Annotated in this window: 17 protein-coding genes and 1 tRNA gene; 16 read left to right on the forward strand and 2 right to left on the reverse strand. The window is 71.7% G+C overall.

Annotation, left to right across the window (positions count from 1 at the left end):
• Positions 1-47 precede the first annotated feature (47 nt).
• From CP976_RS21275 to CP976_RS21300, 7 genes are all read left to right on the forward strand, one after another.
• Complete coding sequence (locus CP976_RS21275) at positions 48-773, forward strand: siderophore-interacting protein (protein ID WP_150481811.1); 726 nt, start codon at positions 48-50, stop codon at positions 771-773.
• A gap of 57 nt (positions 774-830) precedes the next feature.
• Positions 831-1,424, forward strand: coding sequence for an HhH-GPD-type base excision DNA repair protein (locus CP976_RS21280; RefSeq protein WP_150481812.1), 594 nt, complete (start codon positions 831-833; stop codon positions 1,422-1,424).
• Positions 1,425-1,603: 179 nt separating this feature from the next.
• Positions 1,604-2,422: an HdeD family acid-resistance protein gene (locus tag CP976_RS21285; protein WP_150481813.1), complete on the forward strand. Its 819-nt coding sequence runs from the start codon at positions 1,604-1,606 to the stop codon at positions 2,420-2,422.
• Positions 2,423-2,453: 31 nt separating this feature from the next.
• Entirely contained in the window at positions 2,454-2,798 is a 345-nt protein-coding gene (locus tag CP976_RS21290) for a hypothetical protein (RefSeq protein ID WP_229875486.1), read from the forward strand.
• A 69-nt stretch (positions 2,799-2,867) separates the two neighbouring features.
• Entirely contained in the window at positions 2,868-3,020 is a 153-nt protein-coding gene (locus CP976_RS42980; RefSeq protein WP_167537380.1) for a hypothetical protein, read from the forward strand.
• Positions 3,021-3,287: 267 nt separating this feature from the next.
• Positions 3,288-3,584 (forward strand): type II toxin-antitoxin system VapB family antitoxin, encoded by a 297-nt coding sequence (locus CP976_RS21295; protein ID WP_003991361.1) that lies wholly within the window; start codon positions 3,288-3,290, stop codon positions 3,582-3,584.
• 121 nt (positions 3,585-3,705) lie between these two features.
• A complete protein-coding gene (locus tag CP976_RS21300) occupies positions 3,706-4,323 on the forward strand; it encodes a LytR C-terminal domain-containing protein (protein WP_150485435.1) in 618 nt (205 codons plus the stop codon).
• 57 nt (positions 4,324-4,380) lie between these two features.
• Here the strand turns inward: CP976_RS21300 and upp are convergent, their stop codons facing one another.
• Positions 4,381-5,016 (reverse strand): uracil phosphoribosyltransferase, encoded by a 636-nt coding sequence (upp, locus tag CP976_RS21305; protein ID WP_086601954.1) that lies wholly within the window; start codon positions 5,014-5,016, stop codon positions 4,381-4,383.
• Between the two features lie 131 nt (positions 5,017-5,147).
• Between upp and CP976_RS21310 the strand changes: the two genes are divergently transcribed.
• The 8 genes from CP976_RS21310 to CP976_RS21345 all read left to right on the forward strand — a co-directional run bounded on the left by CP976_RS21310 (position 5,148) and on the right by CP976_RS21345 (position 9,718).
• Entirely contained in the window at positions 5,148-5,519 is a 372-nt protein-coding gene (locus tag CP976_RS21310) for a hypothetical protein (RefSeq protein WP_150481814.1), read from the forward strand.
• Positions 5,520-5,794: 275 nt separating this feature from the next.
• On the forward strand, positions 5,795-6,331 hold the full coding sequence (locus CP976_RS21315) for a tRNA adenosine deaminase-associated protein (protein ID WP_086601934.1): 537 nt from the start codon (positions 5,795-5,797) through the stop codon (positions 6,329-6,331).
• 56 nt (positions 6,332-6,387) lie between these two features.
• On the forward strand, positions 6,388-6,819 hold the full coding sequence (tadA, locus tag CP976_RS21320; RefSeq protein WP_150481815.1) for a tRNA adenosine(34) deaminase TadA: 432 nt from the start codon (positions 6,388-6,390) through the stop codon (positions 6,817-6,819).
• A gap of 55 nt (positions 6,820-6,874) precedes the next feature.
• Positions 6,875-6,959: transfer RNA gene (locus CP976_RS21325), tRNA-Ser, on the forward strand.
• A gap of 115 nt (positions 6,960-7,074) precedes the next feature.
• A complete protein-coding gene (locus tag CP976_RS21330) occupies positions 7,075-7,251 on the forward strand; it encodes a hypothetical protein (protein WP_086854431.1) in 177 nt (58 codons plus the stop codon).
• Positions 7,251-7,544 carry a Dabb family protein gene (locus CP976_RS21335; RefSeq protein WP_086854430.1) on the forward strand — a complete coding sequence of 98 codons (294 nt, stop codon included), beginning with the start codon at positions 7,251-7,253 and terminating at the stop codon, positions 7,542-7,544. Before CP976_RS21330 ends, CP976_RS21335 begins: the two co-directional genes overlap by 1 nt.
• Positions 7,545-7,725: 181 nt before the next feature.
• Entirely contained in the window at positions 7,726-8,544 is an 819-nt protein-coding gene (locus CP976_RS21340) for an RNA polymerase sigma factor SigF (RefSeq protein ID WP_373304859.1), read from the forward strand.
• 268 nt (positions 8,545-8,812) lie between these two features.
• Positions 8,813-9,718: an RNA polymerase sigma factor SigF gene (locus CP976_RS21345; protein ID WP_086854429.1), complete on the forward strand. Its 906-nt coding sequence runs from the start codon at positions 8,813-8,815 to the stop codon at positions 9,716-9,718.
• Positions 9,719-10,960: 1,242 nt separating this feature from the next.
• Here CP976_RS21345 and CP976_RS21350 read toward each other — a convergent pair.
• Complete coding sequence (locus CP976_RS21350; protein WP_150481817.1) at positions 10,961-11,155, reverse strand: hypothetical protein; 195 nt, start codon at positions 11,153-11,155, stop codon at positions 10,961-10,963.
• Positions 11,156-11,370: 215 nt separating this feature from the next.
• On the opposite strand from CP976_RS21350, the gene CP976_RS21355 reads away from it, so the two are divergent.
• Positions 11,371-11,859 (forward strand): MarR family winged helix-turn-helix transcriptional regulator, encoded by a 489-nt coding sequence (locus CP976_RS21355; RefSeq protein WP_150481818.1) that lies wholly within the window; start codon positions 11,371-11,373, stop codon positions 11,857-11,859.
• Positions 11,860-11,867: the final 8 nt, after the last annotated feature.

The raw sequence follows: 11,867 nt of genomic DNA on the forward strand, positions 1-11,867 counted from the left end.
CCTAAGTCAGAGCTGTGGCGGAATCGTACGCGAAGGGTGAATACGGGATGGGGCAGGGGCGGGGTTGGGAGGGCGCGGTCCTCAAGCTGCTGCGCGCGAAGGATTTCGTGTTCACCGTGACCGGCGCGGAGGACGTCACCCCGGACTACCGGCGGCTGCGCTTCACCGACGGCGGTCTGCTCGCGGCGGCCGGCGTGCACCCGACCATGTGGGTCCGCCTGTGGTTCGACAACGCGGGCAGGCCCCACCAGCGGGCCTACACCCTGGTCGACCCGGACCCGGCGGCCGGGACGTTCAGCCTGGAGTTCGCCCTGCACGAGGGCTGCGCGAGCGACTGGGCCAGGGCGGCGAAGCCCGGCGACACCATCGAGGCGACCGTCCAGGGCACCGGCTTCGAGCACCCCGACCCCGCCCCCTCCCACGTCTTCGCCGTCGGCGACCCGGCCTCGCTGCCGGCCATCAACTCCCTCCTGGACGCGCTGGGCTCCGCCCAGGCCACCGTCTGGTTCGAGGGCGGCGACGACGATCTGCCGTTCCGCACCGACCCCGCCCGGCACGAGCTGCGCAAGGTGCCGCGCCAGGACTCCGGCGCTCACCTGGTCGACCAGGTGAAGGCGGACCTTCCCGGCCTGCTCCAGGGCACCTCGGACCCGTACGTCTGGATCGCCTGCGACACGGCGACGACCCGGTCGCTCGCGGCCTACGTCCGCAAGGAACTGGGCCTGCCCAAGCAGCGGGTGAACGCGCTGGGCTACTGGCGGCCGGCGTCGTAGGCCCGGGCGGGCCGGCCTCCGGACGCGGCCCGGCCCGCCCCGAGGGATGATCGGGGCATGGACGTCACTCTTCACCTCGCCCAGGACCCCGAGGCCGACGCGCTGCTCGGGCGCAGTCCGCTCGCCGCGCTGGTCGGGATGCTGCTGGACCAGCAGATCCCGATGGAGTGGGCGTTCAAGGGTCCGGCGACCATCGCCCAGCGGCTCGGCACGGACGACCTGGACGCGCACGAGATCGCTTCGCACGCCCCCGAGGCCTTCGCCGCGCTGCTCTCCCAGAAGCCGGCGGTGCACCGCTACCCGGGCTCCATGGCCAAGCGGATCCAGCAGCTCTGCCAGTACCTCGTCGCGCACTACGACGGTGACGCCGAGGCCGTCTGGAAGGACGCCGCCACCGGCAAGGAACTGCTGAAACGACTGGCCGAACTGCCCGGCTTCGGCAAGCAGAAGGCCCAGATCTTCCTCGCCCTCCTCGGCAAGCAGCTCGGCGTCCAGCCGACGGGCTGGCGTGAGGCGGCGGGCTCCTACGGCGAACCGAAGTCCTTCCGCTCGGTCGCCGACATCACCGGCCCCGAGTCGCTGGCCAAGGTACGAGCCCACAAACAGGAGATGAAGGCAGCGGCCAAGGCCGCGAAGGCAACCGGGAAGTAGCCCCCTGCGGGACACGGGCACCGGCTGACACGGCCCGCCGCGGACGGCGGACATCCGTGACCTGCCCGGGGCGTCGGCCACAGGGGGCGCCAGCCGCACGGCCCACTCCGGACAATCGACATCAACCGCACGGCCCGCCCCAGGTGGCGAGCCCCTCGCGGCCGGTCCGAGCATGGACCATGACCGAGCCACCGAGCCGCTCCCCCTGGGAGCCGGAGCGCGGCCCCGCACACGGGGGCGTGCCCCGACCGCCCCAGGGCTTGGAACCCCACGTCTCCCAGGGCCCGGGCCCGGACGGCCCGCACACCCACGAACGGCCCGGTCACCCCCCGTCCCCGCCCAAGTCACCCGACCCGCACGCACCCCGGGGCGCCACGCACACCGCGAGCCCGCCCTCAGACAGTCGTGACCCGGAGCCCGCCTTCACAGGCCCCCTGCACCAGCTCTCCCACGCCGCCTGGCAAGCCGTGCTGGCCACCGGGGTCACCTCCCTCGTGCTGGGGCTTCTCGTCCTGGTCTGGCCGGGCGCGTCGCTGTTCGCCGCCGGGGTGCTGTTCGGGCTCTACCTGCTCGTCAGCGGCATCCTCCAGCTCGCCTCCGCCTTCGGCACTCACCGGACGACAGCCCTGCGCGTCCTCGCGTTCATCAGCGGCACGCTCTCGATCCTGCTCGGCCTGTTCTGCTTCCGCCGCCCCATGCAGTCGATCCTGCTGCTCGCCCTCTGGATCGGCATCGGCTGGCTGTTCCGCGGCATCACCCAGACCCTGGCCGCCGCCCACGACCCGGCGATGCCCGCCCGGGGCTGGCAGGTCTTCCTCGGCACCCTCACCGTCGTCGCCGGAATCGTCCTCATCGACGCGCCCTTCGAGTCCGTCGCCGTCCTCACCCTCGTCGGCGGCTGCTGGTTGCTCGCGGTAGGCGCCGCCGAGATCGCCACGGCCCTGCGCATCCGGGGCCGCCGTACGCCGAGCGAGCGGATCTCGCAGCCGGTGGGATGAACGGCATACGCGCGACGGGGAACGACCTCCCGTGAACCCCGCACCCGCACCGCAGCCGGCCACCCGCGGCACCCGCCGGCACACCTGGCCGCGGGTGCTCGTCCTGCTGCTCGCCCTGCTCGTGCCCGGCGCGCACGCCGAGGCGCACACAGGCCCGGCGGCCACCGTCTCCGGCGAGAGCACGGCCGTCGAGTGCGACGTCCTCGACGCCGCCCCGCGCCCACCCGCCCGGGGCACGCGGCGCGCCGCCGTCCCCCTGCGCCCCGCCCCGCTCCCGAGCCCCGGGCCCGCGTACGCCGCGCCGCTTCCCGTGCCCGTGCCGCCGGGCCCGCGCCACGACCCTCGGCCCCTGCGTTCCGAGGTCCTGCGCTGCTGACAGGACCGGACACCGGTCCATCAGCCCGTACGCAGCAATACGCAGCAATACGGAACGAGGAACACAGCCATGCTCGAAGACCCCTACGCGGTTCTGCGCGCCCTCCTGCGCGCCGAAGCCGTCCGCAACGCGCCCAAGCCGCCCCAGCCCCAGCCCCATCCCGAGCCCGAGCCGGAGACCCGGGAGCGACAGCGGCACCCGCTGGAAAGGGAACGCGGCTGACCGACCCGCGACGGCGGAGGCGACCGGTCCGGCGCCTCCGCCGCCCCGAACGGCTGCACCACCGAGAGGACGCCAACCCCTTTCGGGCGAAGAAGACCAGCCCGGCCTGTCGACGTCGCCGGCCTCGGGCAGCTCGGGCAGCTCGTGGAAGAGGAGCGCATATTCACGCCCCTGTGCCCGGTACGTACCGCCTTGTGGGGTTTTTTTCAGCGTCGCACTCCGCCGCCACGGCTGCGCCCGGAAGGTCCCGCCCGGTAGGCTTTCCGTGTGATCTTCAAGCGCATCGGAAACGGCCGGCCGTACCCCGACCACGGCCGGGACAGCACCCGGCAGTGGGCGGACGTCGCGCCGCGCCCGGTCCGCCTCGATCAGCTCGTGACGACCAAACAGCAGCTCGATCTCGAGACGCTGCTCGCCGAGGACTCGACGTTCTACGGCGACCTCTTCGCGCACGTCGTGAAGTGGCAGGGCGATCTCTACCTGGAGGACGGCCTGCACCGCGCGGTGCGGGCGGCGCTCCAGCAGCGCCAGGTGCTGCACGCGCGCGTGCTCGAGCTCGACTGAGCCCCGCCGGTCACGGGTTGGCCCTTTCGGGTTCCGCTGGGCGACGTCGAATGATCATCTAGTAGGCATCGTCGCCCAGGCGCACTACGCTGCGCTCATGAGCATGCTGACTCCCCCCGGCATGGGCGGCAAATACCGCATCAAGGGAAACAAGTACCCGCGGATGCGCCGGCCCCGGCGGCGCGGCAGGCTCGTCGTCCTGGCCGTCGCCTCCGCCGCCGTGCTCGGCGTGGGCGGCTGGGGCACGTGGCAGCTCGTCGACGTCTTCACCGGCGGCGGCACGAAGGCCTCGGCCGCCGGCGGCGGGACGGACTGCGCCGCCCGGACCAAGGCGAGCCCCTCGCCCAGCGCCGAACCCCTGCCCGAACCGCGCGCGATCACGGTCAACGTGCTCAACGCCACCACCCGCAGCGGCCTGGCCAAGAAGACCGCCGACGAGCTGAAGAAGCGCGGCTTCAAGATCGGCGACGTGGGCAACGCGCCCAAGCAGTACGACAAGAAGGTCAAGGGCACCGGCGTGCTGCTCGGCCCCACCTCCGCCCTCGACACCGCGCTGCCGGTGCTCGGCGCCCAGCTCCCGGGCGCCGAACGGCGTACCGAGGCGGCCCGCAAGGGCGCTGCCGTCGACCTCGTCATCGGTGACGGCTTCAAGGAGCTGGCGAAGAAGCCGGACGCCGACCGGGCTCTGACCAAGCTGGCCACGCCCGAGCCGGCGCCGTCGTCGAAGAAGGGCTGCTGAGCAGCTCGGAGAGAAGGGCTGCCGAACCGCTCAGGGCCGGCTTGCCGGGTCGGATGCCTACTCGGCCGCCCCGTACATCCGGTCCCCGGCGTCGCCGAGGCCCGGCACGATGTAGCCGTGCTCGTTCAGGCGCTCGTCGACCGACGCGGTCACGACCGTCACCGGGGTGCCCGCCAGCTCGCGCTCCATGACCTCGACGCCCTCCGGCGCGGCCAGCAGCACCACGGCGGTCACGTCGTCGGCGCCGCGCCGGATCAGCTCCTGGATCGCCGCGACCAGCGTGCCGCCGGTGGCGAGCATCGGGTCCAGCACGTACACCTGCCGTCCGGACAGGTCCTCCGGCATGCGCGTGGCGTACGTGGAGGCCTGGAGCGTCTCCTCGTTGCGGATCATGCCGAGGAAGCCCACCTCGGCGGTCGGCAGCAGCCGGACCATGCCGTCCAGCATGCCGAGGCCGGCCCGCAGGATCGGCACCACCAGCGGACGCGGGTGGGACAGCTTGACGCCCGTGGTCGTGGCCACCGGCGTCCGGATGTCGACCTGTTCGGTGCGCACGTCGCGCGTGGCCTCGTAGGCGAGCAGGGTGACCAGCTCGTCGGCGAGACGGCGGAAGGTCGCGGAGTCGGTGCGCTGGTCGCGCAACGCGGTGAGTTTGTGGGCGACCAGGGGGTGGTCGACGACGTGGAGACGCATGTCCACAACAGTAACCGGGCCCGCTGACCCCGGCCGCACGGCGAGGCCGCCTCCCGCCCGTCACCCATTCGCCGGCGTCAAACCGCCCGTCCGGGGAAGGCGGGAAGGACGGACTGGGGGTGGTGAACCTGATGCCCGACCGGGAATCCCGAGACGTTCCGTCGCGGCGCGCGCGGCCCACGACGGACCGAGAGAGCTACGAGACCGGCAGGCGCGGCAGGCCGGGCAGGACCGCGCGGCCCGGCAAGGCTGCCCGGACCGAACGGGCCGAACGGGCCGAACGGGCCGAGCAGGCCGACGTGCCCAGCGCGGCGGACACGTCCGACGCGCCCCGCATGCTGGGCGGGACGACGAGCGAGACCGACGCCGAGCGCCGTCGGCGGCGCGCCCGGTTCCTGCGCGACCTGGCCGAGGCCCGGGAACTGCGCGACCGCGTCCAGCCGCGCCGCGTCAAGACGGCCCGGCTGCGGCACGCGATGCGCATGCGCACGTTCCGCTGGTAGGAAACGGCTGAGGAAACCCCCGGGGAAGATCACGAACCGCGCGGACGTTGCCGAGGTGACCGTGCGTGGAACGGGGGAAAGCCGCGTACGATCCGCAGGTGGCGGCAACGAGCGTGCGATCAAAACTGCCGGACACAGGGGGCCGAAGACGTCCCCTGAACGCCTTGTTTCTGCCACGATTCCGAGTGGGTGGGGCTCGGACGAGCACTCCCCGCCCGCAACCTCCGCCGGGGGGACCCCCAACCGGCACGCCTATGACCAGTGGGAGAGTCACGGTGTACTTCGCCGCACTGCTCGCGCGCACCGAAGACGGGTGGGAAGCGAGCGACACGGAGCTCGACGATGTGGAAACCCTGTCGGATCTGGCCGACCTGGCCCGTGAAGCCTCCCCCGACGAGGACACGGTGCTCGTGCTCATCGAGCAGGAGGACGCCTGGTTCGGAGTGGTCCGCGTGGACGGCGAGGAGGACCCTCGCATCTACGTCTCGGACGCCGCCGCCGCTGCCCGCAGCAGCTACGGCGAGATCCTCCTCACCGACGAGCTGCTCGGACGCGATCCGGACGACGGGGACGACCTGGACGCCCTCGACCTCGACGGCACCGAGGACGGTGACTCCGACGACGACGAGGCAGACGACGGCGACCCGGTCGCCGGAACCGGCGAGGCCGTGCCGCACGGCCCGGTCGGCGACGCCCAGATCCTGGACGACCTCGGCGTGAGCGAGAAGGAACTGCGCTCGCTGGCGACGGACGCCGTCACGGAGATCGCCGAGGCCCTCGGCGCCTCGGAGACCCTGGAGACCGTCCGCTGACCGCTCGCACCATCCCGGACCCGCCGGATCCGGTACGGGACCCCTGGCGGCCCGCGATGCGACTCGCCCTGGACGAGGCCGCCGAGGCCGTCCAGGGCGGGGACGTCCCCGTCGGCGCCGTCGTACTGGCCCCGGACGGCACCACCGTGCTCGCGGCCGGGCACAACGAACGCGAGGCCGGCGGCGACCCGACGGCCCACGCGGAGGTCCTCGCCCTGCGGCGGGCCGCGGCCGCGCTCGGGCGGTGGCGGCTCGCCGGCTGCACCCTCGTGGTGACGCTGGAGCCCTGCACGATGTGCGCGGGCGCGATCCAGCAGTCCCGCGTCGACCGGCTCGTCTACGGCGCCCGCGACGACAAGGCCGGCGCGGCCGGATCCCTGTGGGACCTCGTCCGCGACCGGCGGCTCAACCACCGGCCCGAGGTGATCGAGGGCGTGCTCGCTCAGGAGTGCGCCGGGCTGCTCACCGAGTTCTTCCGCGGTCGCTGACCGTCGCCGCATATCGATTTCAAAGCACGCGGCACCTTGCTGTAAGGTCTCCCTCGGTAGCGTGTCCGAGCGGCCGAAGGAGCTCGCCTCGAAAGCGAGTGTGGCGCAAGTCACCGAGGGTTCAAATCCCTCCGCTACCGCTTGAGAAGGGCCCCGTCGTCAGACGGGGCCCTTCGTGCGTTCTGCCCCTTCGGGTGACCGACCCTTCGTGCGATCATGTGCGCGCATGAGACACCAGTGACAGGGGAGGCCGCGATGGCGGTGAACGCGAAGAAGGTCGCCGTCTACGTCGTCGTGGTCTTCGCGCTGTACGTGATCGTCACGGACCCGGCCAAGGCCGCCGACTACGTCCAGATAGGGTTCCAGGGCATATCGGACGCCGCCCAGGCCCTCGGCGACTTCGCCACGTGGGTCGCCGACGGAGGAAAGTGATGATCCGCCACCTGGTCCTCTTCAAGCTCAACGAGGGTGTCGAGCGTGACGACCCGCGAGTCGTGAAGGGCGTCGAGGCCTTCCGCTCGCTCGAGGGCACGGTCCCCGGGATCCGCTTCTGGGAGCTCGGCTGGAACGTCAGCGACCGTCCCATCGCCCATGACTTCGCCATCAACTCGGCCTTCGACGACGCGGACGCGCTGCGCCGGTACGTGGAGCATCCCGACCACCAGGCGGGTGTCGCGCTGTGGCGCGAGTTCGCCACGTGGGTGATCGCCGACTACGAGTTCTGAGCCCGCCGCTTCGAGCCCCCCGTCGCTCCGACGGGGGGCTCATGCGCATTTATGCGGTATTTCATCCCTCAACACGTAGTTATGGGGTGCTTGCACACAGTGCACCTGTCTTGTGATGCTATGACCGCTTTTGACGGAAGAGCCGACGGACAGGTTGCCGGATGACAAGGTGGAGTTGACCGTGCTGGCCAGTACCGCACCTCAGGCACCATCCTCGGAACCGGCTCCCCAGCGGAGCCGAGGCGCCGACACCCGCGCCCTCACACAGGTCCTCTTCGCGGAGCTCAAGGAACTCCAGCCGGGGACGCCCGAGCACGACCGGGTGCGCGGGGCGCTCATCGAGGCCAACCTCCCCCTGGTGCGCTACGCCGCCGCCCGGTTCCGCTCCCGCAACGAGCCGATGGAGGACGTCGTCCAGGTCGGCACCATCGGGCTCATCAACGCCATCGACCGCTTCGACCCGGACCGGGGCGTGCAGTTCCCGACGTTCGCGATGCCGACGGTGATCGGCGAGATCAAGCGCTACTTTCGCGACAACGTCCGTACGGTCCATGTGCCGCGCCGGCTCCATGAGCTGTGGGTGCAGGTCAACGGCGCGACCGAGGACCTCACGACCGCCTTCGGGCGCACCCCCACCACGGCCGAGATCGCCGAGCGGCTGCGCATCACCGAGGACGAGGTGCTGTCCTGCATCGAGGCCGGGCGGTCGTACCACGCGACCTCCCTGGAGGCCGCGCAGGAGGGCGACGGACTGCCGGGGCTGCTGGACCGGCTCGGCTACGAGGATCCCGCGCTGGACGGCGTGGAGCACCGGGATCTCGTACGGCATCTGCTCGTGCAGCTGCCCGAGAGGGAGCAGCGGATTCTGCTGCTGCGGTACTACAGCAATCTCACGCAGTCTCAGATCAGTGCGGAGCTCGGCGTCTCGCAGATGCATGTGTCGCGGCTACTGGCGCGTAGCTTCCAGCGATTGCGGTCCGCGAACCGGATCGACGCGTAACCGCAAACAGTTGCGAGTGGTAACCCTGGCGAGCGAATCGCTCCTCAGGGCCGTTCCCGACGGTTGCGGGCCGAAAAGGCGTCAGACCCCTTGTTTGCAGGGCGGATTGGCGTCTCAGATGTCGACATGTCACTACAGCGTGTTGCCGACATGTGACATTCTGCGGGAAGCGCGTTTGCCGGGGCTTCGGCTCCGGTATTCAGGTGAAGGCTGCGTTCCTCAGACGGGGGCGTTCGCCGCGACCGTCCCGCGACCCAAAGGGGGTGGCATGTCCGCAGAACAGGGCAGCTCGAAGGTGCTCACGCTCGCGGAGAGCGACACAGCTCCCCATGCTCTCGACTCACTCGGCCCCATCGACGACGTTCCGGCCGAGCTCGCGACCGAGCCCGCGCCGGTCCTTCCGGCCACGGGGGCCATCGACACCCGCACCCTGTCCCGCTCCCTGTTCCTGCGGCTGGCCGCGCTCGACGAGGACAGCCCCGAGCGTGCGTACGTCCGCGACACCTTGATCGAGCTCAACCTGCCGCTGGTGCGGTACGCGGCGGCGCGGTTCCGCTCCCGCAACGAGCCGATGGAGGACATCGTCCAGGTCGGCACGATCGGGCTGATCAAGGCGATCGACCGGTTCGACTGCGAACGGGGCGTCGAGTTCCCGACGTTCGCGATGCCAACCGTCGTGGGCGAGATCAAGCGGTTCTTCCGCGACACGTCGTGGTCGGTGCGGGTGCCGCGCCGGCTTCAGGAGCTGCGGCTGGCGCTGACGAAGGCCAGTGACGAGCTCTCGCAGAAGCTGGACCGCTCGCCGACGGTCACCGAACTCGCGTCCGTGCTCGGGGTGTCCGAGGAGGACGTCGTCGACGGGCTGGCGGTGGGGAACGCGTACACGGCGTCCTCGCTGGACTCCCCGGCGCCGGAGGACGACGGCGGCGAGGGCTCGCTGGCGGACCGTCTGGGCTACGAGGACACCGCGCTGGAGGGCGTGGAGTACCGCGAGTCCCTGAAGCCGCTGCTGGCCAAACTGCCGCCCCGTGAGCGGCGGATCATCATGCTGCGGTTCTTCGCGAACATGACCCAGTCGCAGATCGGCGAGGAGGTCGGCATCTCCCAGATGCACGTCTCCCGCCTGCTGACGAGGACACTGGCACAGCTCCGGGAAGGCCTCATCTCGGACTGACCGCGCCGCCGGCCCGCGGGGGGCTCACCCATCCGCGGGCGGGCGACGGTTCGCCGACCCGAGGGTGGATGACGGCTCACTGACCCACGGGTGGGTGACGGCTCGCCGACCCGAGGGTGGGTGACGGCTCGCCGACTTGAGGGTGGGCGACGGCTCACTGATCTGCGGGTGGGTGACGGCTCGCCGACTTGAGGGTGGGTGACGGCTCACTGACCCACGGGTGGGTGACGGCTCGCCGACCCGACGGTGGAGGCCCGCTGACCGCCGGGGTGGCGGGCCGCCTAGCCGCAGGCGATGGGGCCTACCCGCCGGGGTGCGCCGCGCCAACTCGCAGGTGATGGCTCGCTGGCCGCCGCGGTGGCGGGCCGCCTAGCCGCAGATGATGGGGCCCTGGCCATAGGAGTGGGCCGCGCCAACGATGGCTCGCTGACCGCTGGGATGGTGGCTCGCTCGCTGGCCGCTGGGGTGGTGGGCCGCCGATTGCCAAGGTGGTGGGCCGCCTACCGCCGGTGTTGGGCGCCCTACCCGTCGGAGGTGCGCCGCCGACCCGGAAGTGATGGCTCGCCGACCGCTGGAGTGTTGGGCGGCTGACCGCCAGGGCGATCGGCCGCCTACCCGCAGGTGATGGGCGCCCTGCCCCGCCGGGGATGCGCCGCCTGCCCGTAGGTGATGGCGCCGACCGCCGGGATGCTCGGCCGCCTACCCGCACGTGATGAGCACCCTCCCCCACCGGGGATGCGCCGCCGACCCGCGGATGGTGGGCCGCCTGCCCGCCGGTGGTGGCTGCGCCTGACGCCGGGTGGTGGGTCGGGGCCGCGCCCGGGGGTGTCCGTCCTCGGAACGGCGCGATGGGGTGGGTGACCGACTGACTGTCCGTTGACGCGCCAACCGCCGCGGGCGGACACCCCCGACACGTCCCCTTCTCGCCGTACGCGCCCGCGGCTGCGCCTCGGCTGAGCCGCGGGTGCCTCCCACGCAGTTGCTGCGTGCGGGCGCGCGGTGGCGCCGCCCGGCCGCAGGCCGCCGCAGAGTCGCCGCTGTGGGCCGCCGGGTGCAGACGCGCGGTCTTCCGCACAGCTGCCGCAGGCCGCCGCTGCGGGCAGTCGTGCCTCCCCCAGTGCCTTAAGGGCCTGGGAGATACCCCCAGGGGGCGCCCCGGCCCCAGCGACAACGCCGGGCAACCGGACAGCGCCGAGTCGCGCAACGCCCGGCCCGACACCAAGCGGAGCGGAGCCGTACGCGTTACGCCAGCGCCAGCCAAGCCACCGCCGCGACAACCGCGACGGCGACGACGACGCCGAGGATGAGACCGATCCGCGGCCCGCCACTCGTCGTCGCGGCCTGCCGCCCCTGCGGCGCCTCGTCGACGAACGCGCGGAACATCTGGGTGCTGCCGGCGGGGTCGTGGTTGCCCTGGGGGGCCTGGTTGTTAGCCATGGCCCGAGACCCTAGCGAAAACGCCGGGGCTCCCCAAGTGGGGGTTGGCCTTCCGCTTGCTCCCCCACGACCCCTGCCGTCATCCTCACCACCTGCACATTTACTACCGCAATACTTGCCTTTGCCAACTTTTTGTGCCGCATTCACCTTCTTTATTTGCCTTCAGCAACCAACAGATCCTATGGTTGCCCTAAGCAACGAAAGCGGGAGGTGTCATGGCCGAGAGGGCACAGTACGAAGAGCTGGTCCGCCAGTTCAGTGCCTTCGGCGCCGTGAAGCGGGAGCTCGGCCGGATCATGCCGGCCGACTGCACCGGCGGCTCGGCGGCCGTACTGACACTGCTGGGCCGCCACGGCGACATGCGCATGAGCAAGCTCGCCGAGCTGCTCGCGGTGGACATGTCGGTCACCAGCCGCCATGTCGCGCACGTCGTGGCCCGGGGCTGGATCGAACGCTCCCCCGACCCCGCGGACAAGCGCTCCCGCATCCTGCGCCTCACGCCCGCGGGCCACACACAGCTCGACGAGCTGTCCCGGCGGACCACCGAGGTCCTCGCCGAGCGCCTGAGCGACTGGACCGACGAGGACGTCGGCCGGCTCACGGACCTGATGGCGCGGTTGAGGGAGAGCTTCGACTGCCGCCCCGCACCCCGCGTGGCGCCCCCCGCTGTCGCACAGACCACCCGTACACCCGCAAGCACGTAAGAAAAGGA

Origin of the sequence: Streptomyces coeruleorubidus, from assembly GCF_008705135.1 — a bacterium.
GTDB classification, from domain to species: domain Bacteria; phylum Actinomycetota; class Actinomycetes; order Streptomycetales; family Streptomycetaceae; genus Streptomyces; species Streptomyces coeruleofuscus.